20 protein-coding genes and 1 pseudogene are annotated in these 23,972 nt (G+C 53.4%); 15 read left to right on the forward strand and 6 right to left on the reverse strand.

The annotated features are described in order from the left end of the window. The first annotated feature begins 298 nt into the window (after positions 1 to 298). Positions 299 to 1,648, forward strand: coding sequence for a guanine/hypoxanthine transporter GhxP (gene ghxP, locus ACU8YC_RS20870; protein ID WP_003031735.1), 1,350 nt, complete (start codon positions 299 to 301; stop codon positions 1,646 to 1,648). Between the two features lie 157 nt (positions 1,649 to 1,805). After that, positions 1,806 to 3,452 carry a Na+/H+ antiporter gene (locus ACU8YC_RS20875; RefSeq protein ID WP_079938973.1) on the forward strand — a complete coding sequence of 549 codons (1,647 nt, stop codon included), beginning with the start codon at positions 1,806 to 1,808 and terminating at the stop codon, positions 3,450 to 3,452. A gap of 80 nt (positions 3,453 to 3,532) precedes the next feature. Here ACU8YC_RS20875 and ACU8YC_RS20880 read toward each other — a convergent pair whose 3' ends face one another. Beyond that, complete coding sequence (locus ACU8YC_RS20880; protein ID WP_151218060.1) at positions 3,533 to 4,423, reverse strand: LysR family transcriptional regulator; 891 nt, start codon at positions 4,421 to 4,423, stop codon at positions 3,533 to 3,535. Between the two features lie 101 nt (positions 4,424 to 4,524). Between ACU8YC_RS20880 and ACU8YC_RS20885 the strand changes: the two genes are divergently transcribed. The 4 genes from ACU8YC_RS20885 to ACU8YC_RS20900 all read left to right on the forward strand — a co-directional run bounded on the left by ACU8YC_RS20885 (position 4,525) and on the right by ACU8YC_RS20900 (position 7,074). Beyond that, positions 4,525 to 4,935, forward strand: a complete 411-nt coding sequence (locus ACU8YC_RS20885; RefSeq protein WP_005132599.1) for a CidA/LrgA family protein — start codon at positions 4,525 to 4,527, stop codon at positions 4,933 to 4,935. Beyond that, on the forward strand, positions 4,928 to 5,617 hold the full coding sequence (locus ACU8YC_RS20890) for an LrgB family protein (RefSeq protein WP_151224611.1): 690 nt from the start codon (positions 4,928 to 4,930) through the stop codon (positions 5,615 to 5,617). Before ACU8YC_RS20885 ends, ACU8YC_RS20890 begins: the two co-directional genes overlap by 8 nt. A 90-nt stretch (positions 5,618 to 5,707) precedes the next feature. Further along, positions 5,708 to 6,652, forward strand: coding sequence for a DUF4431 domain-containing protein (locus tag ACU8YC_RS20895; RefSeq protein WP_446895707.1), 945 nt, complete (start codon positions 5,708 to 5,710; stop codon positions 6,650 to 6,652). Between the two features lie 41 nt (positions 6,653 to 6,693). After that, entirely contained in the window at positions 6,694 to 7,074 is a 381-nt protein-coding gene (locus tag ACU8YC_RS20900) for a hypothetical protein (protein ID WP_151218057.1), read from the forward strand. Positions 7,075 to 7,124: 50 nt separating this feature from the next. Here ACU8YC_RS20900 and actP read toward each other — a convergent pair whose 3' ends face one another. The 3 genes from actP to acs all read right to left on the reverse strand — a co-directional run bounded on the left by actP (position 7,125) and on the right by acs (position 11,280). Then, positions 7,125 to 8,774, reverse strand: a complete 1,650-nt coding sequence (gene actP, locus ACU8YC_RS20905) for a cation/acetate symporter ActP (protein WP_151218056.1) — start codon at positions 8,772 to 8,774, stop codon at positions 7,125 to 7,127. Then, positions 8,771 to 9,085, reverse strand: coding sequence for a DUF485 domain-containing protein (locus ACU8YC_RS20910; RefSeq protein ID WP_151218055.1), 315 nt, complete (start codon positions 9,083 to 9,085; stop codon positions 8,771 to 8,773). The genes actP and ACU8YC_RS20910 overlap by 4 nt, the downstream gene beginning before the upstream one ends. A gap of 236 nt (positions 9,086 to 9,321) precedes the next feature. After that, positions 9,322 to 11,280: an acetate--CoA ligase gene (gene acs / locus ACU8YC_RS20915; protein ID WP_151218054.1), complete on the reverse strand. Its 1,959-nt coding sequence runs from the start codon at positions 11,278 to 11,280 to the stop codon at positions 9,322 to 9,324. Between the two features lie 434 nt (positions 11,281 to 11,714). Here acs and nrfA point away from each other — a divergent pair, with 434 nt between their 5' ends. The 8 genes and pseudogenes from nrfA to gltP all read left to right on the forward strand — a co-directional run bounded on the left by nrfA (position 11,715) and on the right by gltP (position 19,916). Then, entirely contained in the window at positions 11,715 to 13,151 is a 1,437-nt protein-coding gene (gene nrfA / locus ACU8YC_RS20920; protein WP_151218053.1) for an ammonia-forming nitrite reductase cytochrome c552 subunit, read from the forward strand. Positions 13,152 to 13,195: 44 nt separating this feature from the next. Then, positions 13,196 to 13,762 (forward strand): cytochrome c nitrite reductase pentaheme subunit, encoded by a 567-nt coding sequence (nrfB, locus tag ACU8YC_RS20925; RefSeq protein WP_151218052.1) that lies wholly within the window; start codon positions 13,196 to 13,198, stop codon positions 13,760 to 13,762. Continuing rightward, entirely contained in the window at positions 13,759 to 14,430 is a 672-nt protein-coding gene (gene nrfC / locus ACU8YC_RS20930; protein ID WP_446895699.1) for a cytochrome c nitrite reductase Fe-S protein, read from the forward strand. Before nrfB ends, nrfC begins: the two co-directional genes overlap by 4 nt. Next, positions 14,427 to 15,383 (forward strand): cytochrome c nitrite reductase subunit NrfD, encoded by a 957-nt coding sequence (nrfD, locus tag ACU8YC_RS20935; RefSeq protein ID WP_151218050.1) that lies wholly within the window; start codon positions 14,427 to 14,429, stop codon positions 15,381 to 15,383. The genes nrfC and nrfD overlap by 4 nt, the downstream gene beginning before the upstream one ends. Before the next feature lie 8 nt (positions 15,384 to 15,391). Further along, positions 15,392 to 17,119 carry a heme lyase CcmF/NrfE family subunit gene (locus ACU8YC_RS20940; RefSeq protein WP_420869121.1) on the forward strand — a complete coding sequence of 576 codons (1,728 nt, stop codon included), beginning with the start codon at positions 15,392 to 15,394 and terminating at the stop codon, positions 17,117 to 17,119. A 25-nt stretch (positions 17,120 to 17,144) separates the two neighbouring features. Continuing rightward, a pseudogene (gene nrfF / locus ACU8YC_RS20945) lies at positions 17,145 to 17,519 on the forward strand (heme lyase NrfEFG subunit NrfF); the annotation flags it as partial. Further along, complete coding sequence (nrfG, locus tag ACU8YC_RS20950) at positions 17,516 to 18,136, forward strand: heme lyase NrfEFG subunit NrfG (protein WP_151224613.1); 621 nt, start codon at positions 17,516 to 17,518, stop codon at positions 18,134 to 18,136. The pseudogene nrfF and the gene nrfG, both read left to right, overlap by 4 nt. A 469-nt stretch (positions 18,137 to 18,605) precedes the next feature. Then, complete coding sequence (gene gltP / locus ACU8YC_RS20955; protein WP_187253972.1) at positions 18,606 to 19,916, forward strand: glutamate/aspartate:proton symporter GltP; 1,311 nt, start codon at positions 18,606 to 18,608, stop codon at positions 19,914 to 19,916. A gap of 96 nt (positions 19,917 to 20,012) precedes the next feature. Here gltP and yjcO read toward each other — a convergent pair whose 3' ends face one another. Together yjcO and fdhF are read right to left on the reverse strand one after the other, a co-directional pair. After that, on the reverse strand, positions 20,013 to 20,702 hold the full coding sequence (gene yjcO, locus ACU8YC_RS20960; protein WP_151218048.1) for a Sel1 family TPR-like repeat protein YjcO: 690 nt from the start codon (positions 20,700 to 20,702) through the stop codon (positions 20,013 to 20,015). 103 nt (positions 20,703 to 20,805) lie between these two features. Beyond that, complete coding sequence (gene fdhF, locus ACU8YC_RS20965) at positions 20,806 to 22,953, reverse strand: formate dehydrogenase subunit alpha (RefSeq protein ID WP_151218047.1); 2,148 nt, start codon at positions 22,951 to 22,953, stop codon at positions 20,806 to 20,808. 287 nt (positions 22,954 to 23,240) lie between these two features. On the opposite strand from fdhF, the gene ACU8YC_RS20970 reads away from it, so the two are divergent. After that, on the forward strand, positions 23,241 to 23,972 hold the full coding sequence (locus ACU8YC_RS20970) for a response regulator (RefSeq protein WP_151218046.1): 732 nt from the start codon (positions 23,241 to 23,243) through the stop codon (positions 23,970 to 23,972).

Genomic DNA, 23,972 nt, shown 5'->3' on the forward strand with positions numbered 1-23,972 from the left:
GAAAATTGTTGCCAGATTGCGCATTGACGATAACGTTTGCGCATCGGCTGATTATTTATTGCGCGTTATAAGAAGAAATGAGTAAAAAGCGGCAAAGTTCAGTTGAAAACCAGCGTATGATCGCTGGATAATCGTTTGCTTTTTTTTACCACCCGTTTTTTATGCGCGGAGCTAAACGTTTGCTTTTTTGCGACACCCCTATTGACGCAAACCTGGCACATGGAGAAAACGTTTAACAGGCAGTGGATTGTCCAGCACGCATAATGACGAAAAAATAAACTCTCAGGGGATGTTTTCTATGTCTACGCCTTCAGCGCGTACCGGCGGTTCACTCGACGCCTGGTTTAAAATTTCGCTTCGCGGCAGTACCGTTCGTCAGGAAGTCGTTGCCGGATTAACGACGTTCCTCGCCATGGTTTACTCCGTTATCGTGGTTCCAGGGATGCTGGGTAAAGCCGGATTCCCGCCTGCCGCTGTATTTGTGGCAACCTGTCTGGTCGCGGGCGTCGGTTCTATTGTGATGGGCTTGTGGGCCAACCTGCCGCTGGCAATTGGTTGCGCCATTTCTCTGACGGCGTTTACCGCATTCAGCCTGGTATTGGGGCAACATATCAGCGTGCCCGTTGCGCTGGGCGCGGTGTTCCTGATGGGGGTCCTGTTTACCATCATTTCCGCGACCGGTATTCGTAGCTGGATCCTGCGCAATTTGCCGCAGGGTGTTGCGCACGGCACGGGAATCGGTATCGGCCTGTTCCTGCTGCTGATTGCGGCAAACGGCGTTGGTCTGGTGATTAAGAACCCGCTGGACGGCCTGCCGGTTGCACTGGGCGACTTCGATACCTTCCCGGTGATAATGTCGCTGGTTGGTCTGGCGGTGATTATTGGCCTCGAAAAACTGAAAGTACCGGGCGGCATCCTGCTGACTATTATCGGTATTTCTATTGTTGGCCTGATTTTCGATCCGGCTGTGCATTTCTCCGGTATTTTTGCCATGCCGTCTCTGAGCGACGAAAACGGCAACTCGCTGATCGGCAGCCTGGATATTATGGGCGCACTGAATCCTATCGTTCTGCCGAGCGTGCTGGCGCTGGTCATGACCGCCGTCTTCGATGCGACCGGAACTATCCGTGCCGTAGCCGGACAGGCGAATTTGCTGGATAAAGACGGACAGATTATCGACGGCGGCAAAGCGCTGACCACTGACTCCCTGAGCAGCGTGTTCTCTGGTCTGGTGGGCGCTGCACCTGCGGCGGTCTACATTGAATCCGCAGCGGGTACGGCAGCGGGCGGTAAAACTGGCCTGACGGCGATCACCGTTGGCGTCTTGTTCCTGCTGATCCTGTTCCTCTCTCCGCTCTCGTATCTTGTACCGGTGTACGCCACGGCGCCTGCGCTGATGTATGTAGGCCTGTTGATGCTGAGCAATGTGGCAAAAATCGACTTTGCTGACTTTGTCGACGCAATGGCGGGTCTGGTAACGGCCGTATTTATCGTGCTGACCTGTAACATCGTAACCGGCATTATGATTGGCTTTGCTACCCTGGTGATTGGCCGTCTTGTCTCTGGCGAATGGCGCAAGCTGAACATCGGCACGGTGGTTATCGCTATCGCGCTGGTGGCCTTCTACGCGGGCGGTTGGGCTATCTGATTCTTATTCGATAAAGATCCTGAAAACGGGTGGCTTTGGCCGCCCGTTTTTATTTTCAGAACACACTTGTTGTCTTTTGCGTTACTCTCAATTAGATAGAATTGAGGCACGACGCCTCTCATCACGAATCATAAGAAACATCGCAAACAGGGAACGCATGGAAATCTTTTTCACCATACTCATCATGACCCTTGTGGTCTCGCTGTCGGGGGTATTTACTCGCGTATTGCCCTTCCAACTCCCTCTACCCCTTATGCAGATCGCCATCGGCGCCTTGCTGGCGTGGCCGACGTTTGGTTTGCATGTGGAATTCGATCCTGAGCTATTTTTGGTTCTGTTCATCCCGCCGCTGCTCTTTGCCGATGGCTGGAAGACGCCAACGCGTGAGTTTCTCGAACATGGGCGAGAGATCTTTGGTCTTGCGCTGGCGTTAGTGCTGGTCACGGTGGTCGGGATTGGCTTTATGATTTACTGGCTGGTGCCGGGGATCCCTCTCATCCCGGCCTTTGCGCTGGCTGCCGTCCTGTCGCCAACCGACGCCGTTGCCCTTTCCGGCATTGTGGGGGAGGGACGCATCCCGAAGAAAATCATGGGGATCCTGCAGGGCGAAGCGTTGATGAACGACGCCTCCGGCCTGGTGTCACTAAAATTTGCCGTCGCCGTGGCGATGGGTACGATGGTATTTACCGTTGGCGGCGCAACGCTTGAATTCTTCAAAGTAGCAATTGGCGGTATCCTGGCCGGTTTTGTCGTCAGTTGGCTGTACGGGCGCTCCCTGCGTTTTCTCAGCCGCTGGGGTGGCGATGAGCCGGCAACGCAAATCGTTCTGCTGTTTCTGCTGCCGTTTGCGTCTTACCTGATTGCGGAACACATTGGTGTCTCAGGCATCCTCGCGGCGGTCGCTGCCGGGATGACAATCACCCGTTCCGGGGTGATGCGCCGCGCGCCGTTGGCGATGCGCTTACGTGCTAACAGCACCTGGGCGATGCTGGAATTTGTGTTTAACGGCATGGTTTTCCTGCTGTTAGGGCTGCAGTTGCCGGGGATTCTGGAGTCTTCTTTGGCGGCAGCAGAGGTCGATCCGAACGTTGAAATCTGGATGCTGTTTACCGATATCGTGCTGATTTACGTGGCGCTGATGCTGGTACGTTTTGGCTGGCTGTGGACCATGAAGAAGTTCAGTCTGCGCTTCCTGAAGAAAAAGCCAATGGAATTCGGCTCCTGGACGACGCGTGAAATCCTGATTGCCTCCTTTGCGGGCGTGCGAGGGGCAATAACTCTTGCGGGTGTGCTCTCCATTCCGCTGTTGTTACCGGATGGTAGCGGCTTCCCGGCCCGATATGAGCTGATTTTCCTTGCTGCGGGCGTGATCCTGTTCTCGCTGTTTGTTGGCGTAGTAATGCTGCCGATTCTGCTACAGCATCTGGAAGTCGCAGATCACTCGCAGCAGCAAAAAGAGGAACGTATTGCCCGGGCTGCCACGGCGGAAGTCGCGATTGTCGCCATCCAGAAAATGGAGGAGCGCCTGGCCGCGGACAGCGAAGAGAACATCGATAATCAGTTGCTCACCGAGGTGAGTTCACGTGTCATCGGTAATCTGCGTCGACGCGCCGACGGACGCAACGATGTGGAAAGCTCGATGCAGGAAGAAAACCTCGAACGGCGTTTCCGTCTGGCGGCACTGCGCTCAGAACGCGCAGAGCTTTATCACCTGCGTGCCACACGTGAAATCAGTAATGAAACGCTGCAAAAACTACTGCACGACCTGGACTTGCTGGAAGCGCTGTTGATTGAGAACCAGTAACGGTAGTGCCTGATGGCACTACGCTTATCAGGCCTACGGGATTTTGTAGGTCTGATATGGCGTTAGCCGCATCCGGCATTTTACGACGCTTGCGTTAGCCAAAAACCTTCGCAACATTTCAGCCATGCCTGGGCGCTGTGCGACAGATATACGCCCTCGCGCCAAATCATACCCAACTGCCAGCGTAAATCACTCTCCAGAGGGATCCAGCGCAAAGTTTGCTTATCCAGACGCTGGCAGATTGGCTCCGGCAAAATGGCGATTCCGACGCCGGCTTGTACCATCGCCGCCAGGAAATCCCACTGCCCGCTGCGTACTGCAATGCGGGGCTTGACGTTGTGCTGGCTAAACAGTTCAAGCAACTGGCGACTCAACGCGAAATCTTCGTTATAGATAAGTAACGGATGCTCCGCTAACGCCTCGGGGGAAATAGATTCGCACGTTGTCCACTGACCGGAGCGAGGGACCAGCACACAGAGCGGATGACTGAAAAGCGGTAAGGTCGCCAGACCGCTTTCTTCCTCAACCGGCAGCGCGGTCATCGCGACATCCAGATCGCCATTCATCACCGCCTGCTGGACGGTTAAGCCGCCAAATTCAGAGACCTTTAGCTCAACGCCGGGATAGCGCTGGCGAAAAAGGCTGATAGGCCCTGCCATCAACATGCCGACCATCGGCGGGATACCGAGGCGCAATAGCCCCTTGTTGAGATGGTTAATGTCGCTGAGTTCCGCTTCAAGCTGGCGAAACTCGGCGAGGATCGCCAGACCGCGCTCGAAAACCACTTGTCCGGTATCAGTCAACAAAAGCCGCCGACCGTCGCGGATTAGCAGCGTGCAGTTAAGCTCGTCTTCAAGATTCTTCAACATCTTGCTGATAGTGGGTTGAGTGACAAAAAGCTTCTCCGCTGCGCGAGTAAAGCTCTGCTGACGAACCACCTCAACAAAATATCGCAGCGTTCTGATATCCATGATTATTCCTTAAGACTATGCCTGCAATGAGTTTAATTCATTTCAGTCCGGGACGGGGGCTCTCTATACTGGCGCTCTCTATTTTTTAAGGACATACCCTCATGGCTGTGGCGATAAGCCGCGTGACGCCTGCTGTCATTCAACGACTTCAGATCCCCGTTCAGGTTCTGCTGTACGCAGGTCTCTTTGTATTTGCTCAATATCTTGTCTCCTGGCTGCATTTGCCGCTTCCTGCCAACCTGGTCGGGATGGTACTGATGCTGGCGTTAATTGTCTGCCGGGTTATCCCGCTGAACTGGATTCGCGCAGGCGCTCGCTGGTTACTGGCTGAAATGTTGCTGTTTTTTGTTCCGGCGGTGGTGGCCGTCGTCAACTATACGCAGCTGTTGCTGGTCGATGGCTGGCGCATATTCGCCGTTATTGCGCTAAGTACGCTGATGGTGCTCGGCGCCACGGCGTGGGTGGTCGATAAAGTGTATCGCTATGAAATGAGCAGGTTAAACCGTGAGTAATTTTCAGCTAAGCGTCCTGTGTCTGGTGATTACGTTGGGCATCTATTTTGCCAACAAGCGCCTGTATCGCCGTTTTCGCAAATTACCGCTGATGCCGCTGGTCCTCACGCCAGCATTGCTGGTGCTGATGTTGGTATTCGGACACATCTCCTGGCAAAACTATATTGGTGAATCGCACTGGCTGCTGTGGCTGTTGGGCCCGGCAACCATTGCGTTTGCCGTTCCGGTGTATGACAACCTTGCGGTGATTAAGCGGCACTGGATGTCGCTGACGGCGGGCGTGGTGACGGCAACGCTGGTGGCTGTCACCAGCTCCGTGTGGTTGGCGCGTTTGTTTATGTTGCCTGATGAGATCCAGCGCAGTCTGGCGGTGCGCTCTGTCACCACGCCATTTGCGCTGGCGGCGGCAGAGCCGTTGGGCGGGCAGCCGGACCTGGTGGCCTTGTTCGTGGTGGTGACCGGCGTATTCGGCATGGCGGTCGGTGATGTGCTGTTTTTACGCCTTTCCATTCGTGAAGGGATGGCGAAAGGCGCAGGATTTGGCGCGGCGTCGCACGGGGCAGGTACGGCGCGCTCTTATGAACTCGGTCAGCAGGAGGGTGTAGTTGCCAGTCTGGTGATGATGCTTTCCGGCGTGGTGATGGTATTGGTTGCGCCGCTGGTGGCGATGGTCATGTTCTGATTTTTCGGTGGACGATATTTTTTCAGGTTTATGTCTCTTACACTGACGGTCCTTTTTTATCGCAGTGTAAGGATACTCAGCGTGAAATATATGTGGCTACTGGTCGGCCTGTTTAGTCATATCGCATTGGCATATTGCCCCGATGAAGACCAACAGGTGACCCTGCAAGGGACATTAATCCAACAGACTTTTCCCGGCCCCCCAAACTACGAAAGCATCAAGGATGGTGACGAAGCGGTAACTTATGACTATTTAAAGCTCGATCAGCCGTTTGAGTGTGATTTTGCACCTGAAAATGATGTCGTGCCGGAAGTACAGCTTATTCTTGCTGGCAAACGTCATATTGATTATGCCGATCTGGCTCCCCTTTTAGGAAAAGAGGTCATCCTGAGCGGGAAAACGATGTACGCCCAGATTGGTCGCCACTTTACCCCTGTTCTGCTCATCCTTGATGACGTGAAAGCTGCTGGCACTCTTACCACACCTGAACAGAAGAAGAGCGCGCTGCTTCAGTTTCAGCAGTTCCAGCAGGCGTTGCGTGAGAAAAACGTTGCGGCGTTGAAAACGTATTTTGTATTCCCATTGCCGGGCAGCCTTTTAGATTTTATTCCCTACGATGAATCACAAGATATCGAGACGGAACCGCTTACCGAAGCGGAGTTTGATAAACATGCATTGCAGATTATTGAGGGGTTGCAGAGGCTGAACGACCTTGATGTTAACCCTGACACGTTGACGATAAAAGAACACAGAATTAATGCGCTATCTGCTCAGGAGCAGCAGCGAAAATATTATCCCGCTGATGAAGACGGCCAATTTTATTATGAAGAAAACGGTCAGCGTCACACGGTGGAAGGAACCTGCGATACGGTTGCCGACGGGGAATTTGAAGAGGGTATTTTAAGACTTTCTCAGGGTACCGAGGCGAATGCACAACTGCCTGGCCTTTCAGAGTATTGTGATGGTGCGTCGATATATGATTTTGAATTGATTGATGGAAAACTCCGCCTGGTGCGCAGTTTTACCGCTGGATAAAAACAATATATTACGTGAGAAACAGAGAATAAGGATATCAAGTGAATATACTCAATGATTTATTTCTGGGCTGGAGAAAAGGTGTTCTGGGACGGTTGAAGTTTTTTCTTTATTTTGTATTGATTACCGTTATTTCATTATTTACAACATGGTTTTTAGTTGCGAATCCTTTTAGCAACTTCGCTATTTTTATCAATTGGCTGGGGATTATTTTAAGCTATTACTGTGGTTTTTTAGTCATCACAAAACGGTATCGGGAGTTGATGCCATTTCCAGTGATCATTGCGATTATTCACTGGGGAGCCGGGTTGCTGGCTTTCTGGAAGGGCTGGCAGTGGCTAAATATTGTGTGTGCGATTGTTTTCCTGTTGCTTATCGCTGTTCCTGCTCGCCGCTTTATAACGGATGAGAATCCCACATAATTGACAGAAATTCTTCCCCGGTCAAAATAACCGGGGAAGAGGAGGTGGGACTAGTGTGCGCGACCTTGTTCTACGCCGTACCCGGTCTGGGAACGGATGAACTGAGCACGGAACTGCTCGCGTTCGCGGTTGCCTTCTTCTGAGTTATCGGTAGCAGAGAAGAACCAGATCCCGAGGAACGCTACGCTGATGGAGAACAGCGCCGGATATTCATACGGGAAAATAGCTTTTTCGTGACCGAGGATTTGGACCCAAATGGTTGGGCCGAGAATCATCAGCACCACAGCCGTCAGCAGACCTAACCAGCCGCCGACCATGGCGCCACGGGTGGTCAGTTTTGACCAGTACATGGAAAGCAGGATGATCGGGAAGTTGCAGCTTGCCGCGATGGCGAACGCCAGGCCTACCATAAAGGCGATATTCTGATTCTCAAACAGCACGCCGAGCAGGATGGCTATCACGCCCAGCACCAGTACGGTAATTTTTGACACCTTCAGTTCTTCACGCTCGGTTGCGCCTTTGCGGAATACGTTGGCGTACAGGTCGTGAGAAACAGCCGAAGCGCCCGCCAGGGTCAGGCCGGCAACCACCGCCAGGATGGTGGCAAACGCCACTGCAGAGATGAAGCCGAGGAACAGGTTACCGCCCACCGCATTCGCCAGGTGAACCGCAGCCATGTTGTTACCACCGATCAATGCGCCTGCAGCATCTTTGTACTCTGGGTTAGCACCTACCAGCATGATCGCGCCAAAGCCGATGATAAAGGTCAGGATGTAGAAATAACCCATAAAGCCGGTGGCATAGAACACGCTCTTACGCGCTTCACGGGCATCGCTGACCGTGAAGAAACGCATCAGTATGTGCGGTAAACCTGCCGTACCAAACATCAGACCGAGACCTAACGACAAGGCGGATATTGGATCTTTAACCAATCCGCCAGGACTCATAATCGCGGAGCCTTTCGGGTGTACCGCCATCGCTTCGGTGAACAGGTTATTGAAGCTGAAGCCAACGTGCTTCATCACCATAAAGGCCATGAAGCTGGCGCCGAACAGCAGCAGAACAGCTTTAATGATCTGTACCCACGTGGTTGCCAGCATGCCGCCGAACAGCACATACATCATCATCAGCACACCAACCAGTACGACGGCGATGTGATAGTTCAGACCAAACAGCAACTCAATCAGCTTACCTGCGCCAACCATCTGGGCGATCAAATACAGTGCGACCACCACCAGGGAACCGCAGGCCGACAGAATACGGATTGGCCCCTGCTTCAGACGATAAGAAGCAACGTCTGCAAAGGTGTAACGACCGAGGTTACGCAAACGCTCCGCAATCAGGAACAGGATAATTGGCCAGCCGACCAGGAAGCCGAGCGAGTAGATCAGCCCGTCATACCCAGAGGTAAACACCAGCGCGGAAATCCCGAGAAACGATGCCGCCGACATATAGTCGCCCGCAATCGCCAGCCCGTTCTGGAAACCGGTGATGTTACCACCGGCGGTGTAGTAGTCATTACGTGAACGTACCCGCTTAGACGCCCAGTAGGTGATACCGAGCGTAAAGATGACGAAAATCAGGAACATGACAATCGCCTGCCAGTTGGTTGGCTGGCGTTGAACTGCACCGCTAATAGCATCCGCCGCGTTTGCAGCGAAGGGCAGCGTGGCGGCAAGCGCCGTCAGGACTCTCTTCATGATGCTTTAACCTCGTGCAGAACCGCATTGTTCAGGCGATCGAATTCACTGTTTGCCCGCCAGATATAGATCCCGGTCAGGATGAAGGAGATAAGGATCACTCCGACCCCAATCGGAATACCCCGGGTGACGCTGGTTCCCGCGTGGAGCGGTGTACCCAGCCAGCCAGGCGCAAAGGCAATCAGTAAAATAAAGCTGATATAAACTGCCAGCATGATGATGGACAGAATGGTGGCAAACCGTTGCCGTTTTTCAACTAATTCCCTGAAATGCGCACTGTCTTCTATCCGCTGATAAATTTGGTCATTCATCACAGAATCTCCAGAGGTCCCCCTGCGTCTTTCGTGCTACAGGTTCGTTGGCCGCACTTGCCTACCCCAGCCACATAGTCATCTATGCTCCTGGGGATATGCTTGCTGGTCGCCTTCCTGAAACACGAAATCCTTTGGGGGAGGGTTTTTATATTTCCCTCCCGGTCAGGGGAGGGGTAGGGATAGGATTTGTAGGCCCGATAAGCAGCGCGCCATCGGGCATTTCATGGTTATCGTTATGATGGCATTGCGATGGCCTGCTTCTCTTCGAGCAGTTTCTCTACCACGCCAGGATCGGCGAGGGTTGAGGTATCGCCCAGATTGCTGGTATCGCCCGCCGCGATTTTTCGCAAAATACGGCGCATGATTTTGCCTGAGCGGGTTTTCGGCAGTGAGTCGGTCCAGTGCAGTACGTCTGGGGTTGCCAGCGGGCCAATTTCTTTACGTACCCAGTTGCGAACTTCGGCGTACAGCTCAGGTGACGGCTCTTCGCCGTGATTCAGCGTGATGTAGGCGTAGATCGCCTGGCCTTTAATATTATGTGGGATACCGACCACTGCGGCCTCGGCAATCTTCGGATGTGCCACCAGCGCCGATTCGATTTCAGCCGTTCCCAGACGGTGACCGGAGACGTTTAGCACATCGTCCACACGTCCGGTGATCCAGTAATAGCCGTCTTCGTCACGACGCGCGCCGTCGCCGCTGAAGTACATATTTTTGAAGGTAGAGAAGTAGGTTTGCTCAAAGCGTTCGTGATCGCCAAACAGCGTTCTCGCCTGACCCGGCCATGAGTCGGTAATCACCAGGTTGCCTTCGGTCGCGCCTTCCAGCGGGTTACCTTCGTTATCGACAATTGCAGGCTGTACGCCAAAGAATGGACGGGTGGCGGAACCGGCTTTCAGCTCGGTAGCGCCTGGCAGTGGGGTGATCATGAATCCCCCGGTTTCGGTCTGCCACCAGGTATCAACGACCGGACATTTTTCGTTGCCGATCTTCTTCCAGTACCACTCCCATGCTTCCGGGTTGATCGGCTCGCCAACGGAACCCAGGATACGCAGCGATGAACGGTCAGTACCTTCAATTGCTTTATCGCCTTCGGCCATCAGGGCGCGGATGGCGGTCGGTGCGGTATACAGAATATTGACCTGGTGCTTGTCCACAACCTGCGACATACGCGCCGGGGTTGGCCAGTTTGGTACGCCTTCGAACATCAGCGTGGTTGCGCCGCAGGCCAGCGGACCGTACAACAAATAGCTGTGCCCGGTTACCCAACCCACGTCCGCGGTACACCAGTAGATATCGCCCTGATGGTAGTCAAATACATACTTAAAGGTGGTGGCGGCGTAGACCAGATATCCGCCGGTGGTATGCAGCACGCCTTTCGGCTTGCCGGTTGAACCGGAGGTATACAGGATAAACAGCGGATCTTCCGCGTTCATTTCTTCTGGCTGATGGTCCGGGCTGGCTTTTTCAATAAGATCGGACCACCACAGGTCACGGCCTTCCTGCCATTCCGTTTTTCCACCGGTACGTTTGAGGACGACCACATGCTCCACGGTCTTCACGTTCGGGTTTTTCAGCGCATCATCGACGTTCTTTTTCAGCGGGATGCTGCGTCCAGCGCGCACGCCTTCATCGGCGGTGATCACCAGGCGCGAATTGGAATCGATGATACGTCCAGCGACGGCTTCCGGCGAGAACCCGCCGAAGATGACCGAATGCACTGCGCCAATACGGGCGCAAGCCAGCATGGCTACCGCAGCTTCCGGAACCATTGGCATATAGATCGCCACCACATCGCCTTTTTTAATGCCTAAATCCAGCAATGTATTAGCAAAACGGCAGACATCGCGATGCAGTTCGCGATAGGTAATGTTTTTACTCTGGGTAGCATCATCGCCTTCCCAGATGATGGCGGTACGATCGCCGTTTTCCTGCAGATGGCGGTCAAGGCAGTTTGCGGCCAGATTCAGGGTGCCGTCTTCGTACCATTTAATCGACACGTTGCCGGGTGCAAAGGAAGTGTTCTTCACCTGGCTGTATGGCTTGATCCAATCAATAATTTTTCCCTGTTCGCCCCAAAATGTGTCGGGCTCGTTAACGGATTGCTGGTATTTCTCTGCGTACTGCTCCGGATTTATCAGGCAACGATCCGCAATGTTTGCGGGAATAGCGTGTTTATGTATTTGGCTCATGGCTTTTGTTCTCCTTGTAGGATGTTAATAATATGTCTCATAAACGTTAAATGTAGGGGCTTTGAGAGTTTTGTTTAGTATTTGCGCGGCAGATCACGCAATAAACGAATTGTGCAAATTAGCGACAAACTGAATTTTGAAGAGAACTAGCAAAAATTGACTAAATCTCGCGATAACATGTAGTTATCTAAAGGATTGTTGAAAAGGTGATCTGTCTCTGAATTAGACAAAAGAGGGTGCAACCAGAGGGGGTTACTAACTCTAAAGTGGTATTTTATATACACTTACAATTGATTAAAGACAACATTTTCAGTGTGGTTTCTTGTTACAAATAGGGTGGAGCAATGTCATGACAGTATTCGTGTGGTTGCTGTTATGGAAAACAATAAAAGAACCGCCATTGCAGATAATGGCGTCATCTGGATGAGACCCCTATGGCAAGGATAAAATCACGCGTACGCCGTTTCTTCAGCCTGTTAGTACCTTTATTATTTATCTCTGCAGTTCACGCTGAACAAACCCCCGTACCCGCAAAAAACGTCACCGTTGAAGCGAAGAATGAAGTCTTCGCGCCTCAGCATCCCGATCAATATCTCTCCTGGAAAGCCACGTCTGAGCAATCAGCCCGTGAAGATGCGCTGGCAGAAGATCCGCGTCTGGTGATCCTGTGGGCGGGATATCCCTTCTCGCGCGATTACAACAAACCGCGTGGACACGCGTATGCCGTGACCGATGTCCGTGAAACCTTACGTACAGGCGCACCCAAAACGGCAGAAGATGGTCCGTTGCCGATGGCCTGTTGGAGCTGTAAAAGCCCGGACGTGGCGCGTCTGATCCAGAAAGACGGTGAAGATGGCTACTTCCACGGTAAATGGGCGCGCGGCGGTCCTGAAATTGTTAACAATCTTGGCTGCGGCGATTGCCATAACACCGCGTCACCAGACTTTGCCAAAGGCAAGCCAGAACTGACGCTGTCGCGCCCTTATGCAGAACGCGCGATGGAAGCAATCGGCAAACCGTTTGAGAAAGCCGGTCGCTTCGATCAGCAATCCATGGTCTGCGGCCAGTGCCACGTGGAATACTACTTCGACGGTAAAAACAAAGCCGTTAAGTTCCCGTGGGACGACGGCATGAAAGTCGAGAACATGGAGAAATACTACGATACCATCGCCTTCTCTGACTGGACCAACTCCCTATCTAAAACGCCAATGCTGAAAGCGCAGCACCCGGAGTATGAAACCTGGAGCGCAGGCATTCACGGCAAGAACAATGTGACCTGTATCGACTGCCACATGCCGAAAGTGCAGAACGCGGAAGGCAAGATTTACACCGACCATAAGATTGGTAATCCGTTTGATAATTTCGCTCAGACCTGTGCGAACTGCCACACCCAGGACAAAGCGTCCCTGCAAAAAGTGGTCGCCGAGCGTAAACAGGCCATTCATGACCTGAAAATCAAAGTTGAAGACCAGCTTGTTCGTGCGCACTTTGAAGCGAAAGCCGCATGGGATGCGGGTGCGACCGAAGCGGAAATGAAACCGATTCTGGAAGATATCCGTCACGCGCAATGGCGTTGGGACCTGGCTATCGCCTCACACGGTATTCACATGCACGCCCCGGAAGAAGGTTTGCGGATGCTGGGTAGCGCAATGGATAAAGCTGCCGATGCGCGTACCAAACTGGTCCGTTTGCTGGCAACTAAAGGCATCACGCATGAAATCCCGTTACCGGATATCTCTACTAAAGAGAAAGCCCAGGCAGCGATTGGTCTGAATATGCAGCAAATCAATGCTGAGAAACAGGACTTCATCAAAACGGTGATTCCGCAGTGGGAAGATCAGGCGCGTAAAAACGGTCTGTTAAGCCAATAACCCCATTTCGCCCCGCAAGGGGCGGATAACTCAACGGAGTGAATATGAGCGTATTACGTTCGTTATTAACTGCTGGGGTGCTGGCGTCAGGCTTGTTCTGGAGCCTGAGTGGAATCACAGCCACGCCAACGCCGCAGGAGTCGGATCAACGCTGGACGGTTACCCAACAGCGTAATCCGGATGCCGCCTGTCTGGATTGTCATAAGCCCGATACCGAAGGCATGCATGGTAAGCATGCAGACGTTATCAACCCGAATAACAAACTGCCGGTCACTTGCACTAACTGTCACGGCCAGCCGTCACCGAACCACCGTGAAGGGGTGAAGGATGTGATGCGTTTTAATGAGCCGATGTACAACGTGGAGCAGCAAAACAGCGTCTGTATGTCCTGTCACCTGCCTGAGCAGTTGCAAAAAGCGTTCTGGCCGCACGATGTCCACGTAACCAAAGTGGCGTGTGCCAGCTGTCACTCGCTGCATCCGAAGCAAGACACGATGCAGACGCTAAGCGATAAAGGACGGATCAAGATTTGCGTCGATTGCCACAGCGATCAGCGTAACAATCCGAACTTTAACCCGGCGTCGGTTCCGTTGCTTAAGGAGCATCCATGAGTTGCTCTCGTCGCCAGTTTATCACCGGCGTCGGCGCGCTGGTGGCAGTGAGCGGGACGGCGGGACGCGTTGTGGCGAAGACGCTGAACATCAACGGCGTACGTTACGGTATGGTTCATGATGAGTCTTTATGCATTGGCTGTACGGCCTGCATGGATGCTTGTCGGGAAGTAAACAACGTGCCGGAAGGCGTATCGCGTCTGACGATTATTCGCAGCGAGCCGCAAGGGACATTTCCTGATGTGAAGTATCGCTTCTTCCGTCACTCGTGCCAGCATTGCGATCACGCTCCCTGCGTTGACGTCTGCCCGACGGGGGCATCGTATCGCGATGCCGCCAACGGCATTGTGGATGTGAACCCGGATCTTTGCGTTGGCTGCCAGTACTGTATCGCCGCGTGTCCTTATCGCGTGCGCTTTATCCATCCGGTGAGTAAAACGGCGGATAAATGCGATTTCTGCCGGAAAACCAACCTGAAAGCGGGCAAACAGCCCGCCTGCGTTGAGTCATGTCCGACGAAGGCGCTGACGTTTGGTAATCTGGACGATCCCAACAGCGATATCTCCCGCTTGTTGCAGCAGAAAACTACCTACCGTTACAAGCTGACGTTGGGCACAAAACCGAAGGTCTACCGCGTTCCCTTTAAATTTGGGGAGGTGAGCCAATGACATCCGCTTCTGCATTTCATTTCGAATCACTGGTGTGGGACTGGCCTATTGCCATCTATCTGTTCCTGATAGGCATCTCCGCCGGACTGGTCACGCTGGCAATTTTGCTACGTCGTTTCCATCCGGAGGCGGGCGGTTCAGACAGCACGCTGTTGCGCACCACGCTGGTGTTAGGGCCCGGGGCGATTATCTTCGGTTTGCTGATTCTGGTGTTCCACCTGACGCGCCCATGGACTTTCTGGAAACTGATGTTCCACTACAGCTTCACTTCGGTGATGTCGATGGGGGTCATGCTGTTTCAGTTATACATGGTGGTGTTAGTGCTGTGGCTGGCAAAAATCTTTGAAAAAGAGGTGATTGCACTGCAGCAGCGGTTCGTGCCGCGACTGACGATTGTGTCAAAACTCCTGACACTAATCACGCCGTTCCATCGCGCGCTTGAGACGCTGATGCTGGTACTGGCGGTCCTGCTCGGGGCGTATACCGGGTTCCTGCTGTCGGCGCTGAAATCCTACCCGTTCCTGAATAATCCGATCCTGCCGGTGCTGTTCCTGTTTTCCGGGATCTCCTCCGGCGCGGCGGTGGCGCTGATCGCCATGGCGTTACGTCATCGTAGCAATCCGCACAGTACTGAAGCGCACTTTGTGCATCGCATGGAAGTCCCGGTGGTATGGCTGGAGATCTTCCTGCTGGCGGCGTTCTTCGTCGGCCTGGCGCTGGGCGATGACGGCAAAATGCGCGCGCTGGCGGCGGCACTGGGCGGCGGATTCTGGACCTGGTGGTTCTGGCTGGGCGTGGCCGGGCTTGGGTTGATACTGCCGATGCTGCTAAAACCCTGGGCCAATCGCAGTTCGACGTTTCATGGCGTGCTGGCAGTATGCGGCGCCAGCCTGACCGGCGTACTGCTGCTGCGCTTTTTTATTCTCTATGCGGGTCAGCTAACCGTTGCGTAAGGTGATTTCTGGACGTTCTCCTTCCTGAAGCCGGTTTTCTGGCACTGTTATTAAGCCTCGGGGTCAACGTATTGACCCCGCTTGCCGTGTTGGTGGGTGTCCGCCAGCGCTGGCAAGGCCTGATGCGCCTGGCAAGTGTGGGCGTGTGGACGCAATTTTCGCTGCTGATGCTGGCCTTTGCCATTCTGGTATTCTGCTTTCTGACCAGTGACTTTTCGGTAGTCTATGTTGCGCAGCATAGCTACAGTCTGCTGCCGTGGGGGTTAAAACTGGCCGCGGTGTGGGGCGGGCATGAAGGGTCGCTGCTGCTGTGGGTGCTGTTTCTTTCCGGCTGGAGCGCGCTGTTCGCTTTTTGCTATCGACGTGACACCGATGCGCTGTTTCCGCTGACGCTCAGCGTCCTCTCAATGATAACGGCCCTGCTGCTGTTGTTTGTGGTGGTATGGTCCGATCCGTTTGTGCGCATCTTCCCGCCAGCTATTGAAGGGCGTGACCTTAATCCGATGTTGCAACATCTCGGGTTAATCCTCCATCCGCCGCTGCTGTACCTGGGTTATGGTGGTTTAATGGTGGCGGCAGGCGTGGCGCTGGCTTCGCTGCTGCGCGGTGACTTTAATGCACAAAGCGCCTGGGTGTGCTGGCGCTGGGCGCTGCCCGGTTGGTGCGCTCTGACGCTGGGGATTATTCTCGGCTCCTGGTGGGCGTACTGCGAGCTGGGCTGGGGGGGCTGGTGGTTCTGGGACCCGGTAGAAAACGCTTCCTTATTGCCCTGGCTTTCCGCCAGCGCGCTGCTGCATAGCTTATACATCACGCGCCAGCGCGGGATCTTCCGCCATTGGTCGCTGCTGCTGGCGATTGTCACGCTGATTTTATCGCTGCTGGGGACGTTGATTGTGCGTTCCGGCATTCTCGTTTCAGTACATGCCTTCGCGCTGGATAACGTCCGCGCCGCGCCGCTGTTTGCGCTGTTTACCGTATTGAGCCTGGCGTCGCTCGGGCTGTATGCCTGGCGCGGGCAGAATATTCGTCAACGTGCGCATTTTGGCGGCTGGTCGCGCGAGATGCTGATTCTGGTTGCGCTACTGCTTTTTTGCGCGGTGCTGATGATTGTGCTGATTGGCACGCTCTACCCGATGATTTACGGACTGTTCGGTTGGGGACGGCTCTCTGTGGGCGCACCGTACTTTAATCGTGCGACGCTACCCTTTGGGCTGCTGATGCTGCTGGTTATCGTGATGGCAACGTTCAGAAGTCGCAAAGTACCTGTACGTGCTCAGCTTCCGGCGCTGCTGGCGCATGCCGGGGTTTTGGTGTTTGCCGTCGGGATTGTCTTTTCCAGCGGGAGTCGTCAGGAGATAAGCCTGAACCTGAGCCCGGGGCAGCAGGTGGAACTGGCAGGCTACATTTTCCGTTTTGAGCGTCTGGACCTGGAAGCAAAAGGTAACTACACCAGTGAAAAAGCGCAGATCACGCTGTGGCAGGATGAAAAACGCATTGGCAGCCTGCAGCCTGAAAGGCGCTTCTATGCCGCGCGCCGTCAACAGATGATGGAGCCGGGGATCCGCTGGAATCTGTTACATGACTGGTACGCGGTGATGGGCGAAAAAACAGGACCGGACCGTTATGCCATGCGCTTGTACGTGCAGACCGGCGTACGTTGGATTTGGGGCGGAGGGCTATTAATGGTCTTTGGCGCGCTGCTGAGTGGATGGCGAGGGAGGAAACGTGATGCGTAATATCTGCGGTTTTATCGTTCTGTTTTTTATCACTTTCGCTACGCATGCCCAGGTTGTGGACACATGGACTTTTGCCAACCCACAACAGCAGGAGAAAGCGCTGTCGATTGCCAGTCAGCTGCGCTGCCCGCAGTGCCAAAACCAAAACTTGCTGGAATCCAATGCGCCGGTAGCGGTCAGCATGCGCCATCAGGTTTACAGCATGGTGGCGGAAGGGAAAAGTGAAGCCGAGATAACCACGTGGATGACCGATCGTTACGGCGATTTCGTGCGGTATAACCCGCCGTTGAATGAGCAAACGCTGCTGCTGTGGGCGTTGCCGTGCCTGCTGCTGTTACTTGTAGGGGGGGTGGTCTGGCGGGTGAGAAGGCGTCAGCGCGCAGAGGACGAAGTGTCATGAGCCAACCCGTATATTCTACAGCGTCGTTACGACCAATGCCCGTGAAGCGGCTGACTGCTGTGGTGGTGGTGATGGTTGTGGCCTGCATCGGTGGTTATCTGTTGACGTCAAAATGGCAGGCGGTACGGCAGGAACAGGCCCGACTGGCAGATCCATTACATGCGTTCTCCGATGAAAACGTTCAGGAAAAACAGCTGCTTTCCTTACAATCGCAAATTCGTGCCAATCCACGTGATAGTGTGAAATGGGCGCAACTCGGCGAGTATTATCTTTGGCAAAACGCGTATCATAATGCGCTGCTGGCCTACGAGCAGGCGCTGCGTGTCGGTGGTGAAAATGCTGAGATTTATTCAGCGATGGCAACGGTATTGTATTACCAGGCCGGACAACATATGACGCCGCCCACTCGCGAAATGATTGATAAGGCTCTGGCGCTGGACCCGGCTGAGGTGACAGCGCTGATGCTGCTAGCCTCAGATGCGTTTATGCAGGCCGACTATTCGCAGGCCATTTTGCAGTGGCAAAAGGTACTCGATTTAAACTCGCCGAGAGTCAACCGGGCGCAACTGATTGACTCGATTAATATGGCGAAATTACTGCAGAATCGGCAAAAATAATTTTATTTTTTTTGTGATTTGTATCATTTGGCCTGTTTAAAAAACAGGCGAACGAACAAACGGACAAAAAAAACTCATGCCATGACTTCTTCATTTTTGAACATATTAAAATTCTTTTATAACAAAAAGTTATTCATAATTAGTGCGATAAAATTGCATTTTTATGCATAAATTCAGCTAAAGTCCCTGTTCTTAGAGGGTTGCGCTGAATGCCATGCAGATGATAATGATAATATACCCGTCATACTTCAAGTTGCAGGTGTGTTGGCTTTCCTCGCTCACCCCAGTCACTTACTGGCGTAAGCTCCTGGGAATTCGCTGCGTCGCCGCCTTCCTGCAACTCGAATTATTTAGGGTATAAGCGTTAAAAAACTCCATAAACGAACGCAACACAAATCATACCCTTTCAGTATGTACTATTCCCATTCTTTATAGGTGGAATAGCGCTCCATCGAGGAAGTCCGTTGTTATGAAAAATTTGAAAGTCAGCCTGGCATGGCAGATTCTAATCGCTATGGTGCTGGGCATTCTGCTAGGGAGTTACCTGCATTACCATAGTGACAGCCGCGAATGGCTGGTGGTGAACCTGCTGTCACCGGCGGGCGATATCTTTATCCATCTGATTAAAATGATTGTCGTGCCGATTGTTATCTCCACGCTGGTGGTTGGAATTGCCGGGGTGGGTGATGCAAAACAACTGGGCCGTATTGGCGCCAAAACCATTCTCTATTTCGAAGTGATCACCACCGTAGCGATTATTCTTGGTATTACGCTGGCGAATGTGTTCCAGCCGGGTTCCGGGATTGATATGTCGCAACTGGCGACCGTGGATATTTCGAAATATCAAAATACGACCGCAGAAGTGCAGAGCCACGCGCATGGCTTGATGGGCACGATTGTGTCGCTGGTGCCGACTAACATCGTTGCGTCGATGGCGAAAGGCGATATGTTGCCGATTATCTTCTTCTCGGTGCTGTTTGGTTTAGGCTTGTCTTCCCTACCAGCAACCCACCGCGAGCCGCTGGTGACCGTGTTCCGCTCGATTTCCGAAACCATGTTTAAAGTGACCCACATGGTGATGCGCTATGCGCCAGTCGGTGTTTTTGCGCTGATTGCTGTGACCGTCGCGAACTTTGGTTTTGCCTCACTGTGGCCGCTGGCGAAGCTGGTGCTGTTAGTGCATTTCGCCATTCTGTTCTTCGCACTGGTGGTGTTGGGGATTGTGGCGCGTATTTGTGGTTTGAGCATCTGGATCCTGATCCGCATTCTGAAAGATGAGCTGATTCTGGCCTACTCTACCGCCAGTTCCGAGAGCGTACTGCCGCGTATTATCGAGAAGATGGAAGCCTACGGCGCACCAGCTTCAATCACCAGCTTTGTTGTACCAACTGGTTACTCATTTAACCTTGATGGTTCAACGCTGTACCAGAGTATTGCCGCTATTTTCATTGCGCAGCTGTACGGTATCGACCTGTCGCTGTGGCAGGAAATCGTATTAGTACTGACGCTAATGGTCACGTCGAAAGGGATTGCGGGCGTGCCGGGCGTCTCTTTTGTGGTACTGCTGGCAACGCTGGGCAGCGTCGGGATCCCACTGGAAGGTCTGGCGTTTATCGCCGGTGTTGACCGTATCCTCGACATGGCGCGTACCGCGCTGAACGTAGTTGGGAATGCGCTGGCGGTGCTGGTTATCGCCAAGTGGGAGCACAAATTTGACCGCAAAAAGGCGCTGGCCTACGAGCGCGAGATGCTGGGTAAATTTGATAAGACCGCGCAGTAATTGGTGATGGTCGCCTGACAGCGACGCTCACGCGTCTTATCCGGCCTACACATCCTTTGTAGGCCGGATAAGCGTAGCGCCATCCGGCAACCAGCATCAACCATTGGTCAGCTTTTCAAACTCTTCACAGCCGGTATCAAATCCTTCCATACAGCTCAGATTCAGCCAGTGCAGCGCTTTCTGTTTATTCTTCACAATAAAACCCTGCTCGCCGTTTAAGAACATCATTCCGGCCCAGTACTCTGAATAACCGGTGCGGGAGATGGCGGAGCTGCGTTTGAAATACCACGTCGCTTTTTCATCGTCTGCGGGGATCCCCACGCCATTGGCGTAAATCAGCCCGAGCAGCATTTGCGCGTCGACGGCGGAGTCATTTTCCAGATCTTCAGAGGCGTTTTGCAGCAAAGTGATGGCTTTGGGGTAATCGGTGCGGCCTGCCTGAGTGTTGACCAGAATCCGCGCCAGGGTGAGTTCACCTGCTTTACTGCCCGCTTTGGCTGCCTTTTCCGCCAGCGTTTTGGCCTGGGGGTAATCCAGACTGACCGGATTCGTAATTTTGATTTGCGCCAGTAGCGCGCAGGCGTCGGCATCGCCATTGTCTGCGGCTTTTTGCGCCCAATACTCGGCTTTGCTCAAATCGCCCGAACTGAACCAGGTATCGGCAAGAAAATACTGTGCGCGACGGTCCCCTGCCTCAGCGGCCTGTAAGTACTGGCTTCCTGGCTCAGTATCACTGGCATGGGCAAAGAATGTCATAAAGAACATCAATGCAATGAGTTGTTTCATTTTGAGTTTTATTTAGGGTACGGAATGAACAGTATAAAGAGATCGTATGGATAAAAAAACAGCCTCCGGGCGGAGGCTGTTGTAGAACAGGTACGTAAACGGACTAACCCATCGCGCTTTCGCGCAGGCTGGCTTTCAGCTTGGTGTACTCATCAATCACATACTGTTCGGCGGCGCGCTGATCGGTAATGCGTTCAACGTTAACGGCACAGTACTTGTACTCCGGCGTTTTGGTAATCGGGCTTAAATTCTCGGTTACCAGCTCATTACATGCCCCAATCCACCATTGGTAGGTCATGTAAATCGCGCCTTTGTTCGGACGATCGCTGACCGCCGCACGGGTAATGACCCGACCTTTACGTGAGTTAACCCACACCAAATCTTCGTCCTGAATGCCCAGGCGTTCTGCGTCGGCAGTATTGATCTGGGCATAACCCGGCTCATCCGCCAGCGCGGCCAGCGCCGCACAGTTACCGGTCATCGAACGACAAGAGTAGTGGCCGACTTCACGCACCGTAGACAGTACCATTGGGTACTCTGGGGTGAGTTTGTCGATTGGCGCTACCCAGTCGCAGGTGAAGAACTGCGCCAGGCCGTTCGGGGTGTCGAACTTCTCTTTAAAGAGGTAAGACGTCCCCTGGTCGGCATCAGAGGTGTCGCGACAAGGCCACTGGATATAACCCAGTTCACCCATTTTCTCATACGTTGCACCGTAGAAATCCGGGCACAGATGACGCAACTCATCCCAGATTTCCTGGGTGTTGTTGTAGTGCATCGGGTAGCCCATACGGGTGGCGATTTCACTGATAATCTGCCAGTCCGTTTTCAGATCCCACTTAGGCTCAACGGCTTTAAAGAAGCGCTGGAAGCCACGGTCAGCCGCTGAGAAGACGCCTTCATGCTCGCCCCATGACGTAGACGGTAAAATAACGTCTGCGGCAGCGGCGGTTTTGGTCATGAAGATATCCTGCACGATGACCAGTTCCAGATCCTCAAAGCCTTTGCGTACTGCGGAGAGTTCAGCATCGGTCTGTAATGGATCTTCACCCATGATGTACGCTGCACGGACTTCGCCATGCGCCGCACGGTGCGGCAGTTCGCTGATGCGATAGCCAGTGTGTGCAGGCAGACTTTCCACGCCCCAGGCTTTAGCGAACTTCTCGCGGTTTTCCGGGAACTTAACGTACTGATAGCCCGGATAGGTATCCGGTAGCGCGCCCATATCGCATGCGCCCTGAACGTTGTTCTGGCCACGAACTGGGTTAACGCCCACGCTTGGCTTACCGAGGTTGCCGGTCAGCATGGCGAGGCTAGTCAGTGAACGCACGGTTTCCACGCCCTGATAGAACTGGGTGACACCCATGCCCCACAGGATGGCCGCGCTTTTCGCCGTGGCATACATACGTGCAGCCTGACGAATATCCTGCGCGCTAACGCCAGTGATATCTTCGACGGACTCCGGCGTGTAGCCTTCGACAATTTTGCTGTACTCTTCGAAGCCTTCTGTACGGGAAGCGACAAACGCCTGGTCGTACAGTTTTTCTTCGATGATGACATGACCCATAGCGTTGAGCAGCGCGATGTTCGAGCCGTTTTTCAACGCGATGTGCATGTCGGCAATACGCGCGGTTTCAATTTTGCGCGGATCGCAGACGATGATTTTCGCCCCGTTACGTTTAGCGTTAATCACGTGATTCGCCACGATCGGGTGGGAATCCGCCGGGTTATACCCGAAGATGAACACTAAATCTGTGTTATCAATTTCATTGATAGCATTACTCATTGCGCCGTTACCGACCGATTGGTGCAGACCTGCAACCGATGGGCCGTGTCAGACGCGAGCGCAGCAGTCGACGTTATTGGTACCAATAACGGCGCGCGCGAATTTTTGCATTACATAGTTGGTTTCGTTACCTGTACCGCGAGATGAACCGGTCGTCTGAATAGCGTCCGGGCCATACTTCGCTTTGATGGCGCTCAGACGAGTGGCGACGTAATCAAGGGCTTCATCCCAGGAAACAGATTCCAGTTTGCCGCCACGCTGGCGACGGATCATTGGGGTTTTCAGGCGAGGGGTCAGGATCTGGGTATCATTGATAAAATCCCAGCCATAGTAGCCCTTCAGACACAGGGTACCCTGGTTGGTTTTCCCCTGCGCCGCTTCAGCCCGGACGATTTTGCCGTTATCGACCACCAGGTTGATTTTGCAACCTGATGCGCAATATGGGCAAACCGTGACGACTTTTTTCATCGGTCTCGCTCCAGTTAATCAAATCGCGCATACGCGCTGTCGCCCTTAGTATGCATCTTCTATGCCACTTTTTTATTGTGGGCATTCCCTGATATTACGGGTGATTTTTGGTCAAAACCCTGACGAAAAACAGGCTGTCGTCATATTTGACGTGTCGAATCTCCAATACGTGACGCCCCGGCAGTGTGACCGAGGTTATGTTTCCTACACATCCTTGTGCCTTATCGCTGTCACTCTGGGCAGAATCAATCACACTCATTTAAGTTGGCCAGAAATGGGGAAAGATAATGAAGCCAGCCATACTGGTTGTGGATGATGACGTTGCGGTCTGTTCGCTTTTGCAGGATGTGCTGAGCGAACACGTCTTTGCGGTGACTGCTTGTCATACCGGGCAGGAGGCGCTGCGCTGCATTGAGACTCAGCCGGAGATCGCGCTGGTATTGCTGGATATGATGTTGCCCGACATCAACGGCCTGATGGTGCTGCAGCAGGTGCAAAAAATGAGACCCGGGCTGCCGGTGGTGATGCTGACCGGGCTTGGTAGTGAATCGGATGTGGTGGTCGGGCTGGAAATGGGCGCTGACGATTACATTGGTAAACCGTTCAATGCCCGGGTGCTGGTGGCGCGGGTGAAGGCGGTGCTCAGACGCGTGGGCGTGCTAACGGCTGAAAGCGGCACTTCACAAACCTCGGGTCTTTCTTTTAACGGCTGGCATCTTGATACCGCGGGCTGCCAGCTTCGTAATCCTCAGCAATTGAAGGTGGACCTGACGCAGGGTGAATACAGTCTGCTGTTGGCGCTGGCGCAAAATGCCCGTCGGGTGCTTAGTCGTGAGCAATTGCTGGAACTGACGCGTAGCGACAGTGTTGAAGTGTTTGACCGTACTATTGACGTGTTAATCATGCGGCTGCGGCGAAAAATAGAGAACAACCCGCATCAGCCGATGCTGATCAAAACCCTGCGCGGGCTGGGCTATGTATTCGCCGCCGACGTGCAGCATCACGACAAGGCGGCGTAA

The sequence above is a fragment of the Citrobacter sp. VF227 genome, assembly GCF_052950715.1.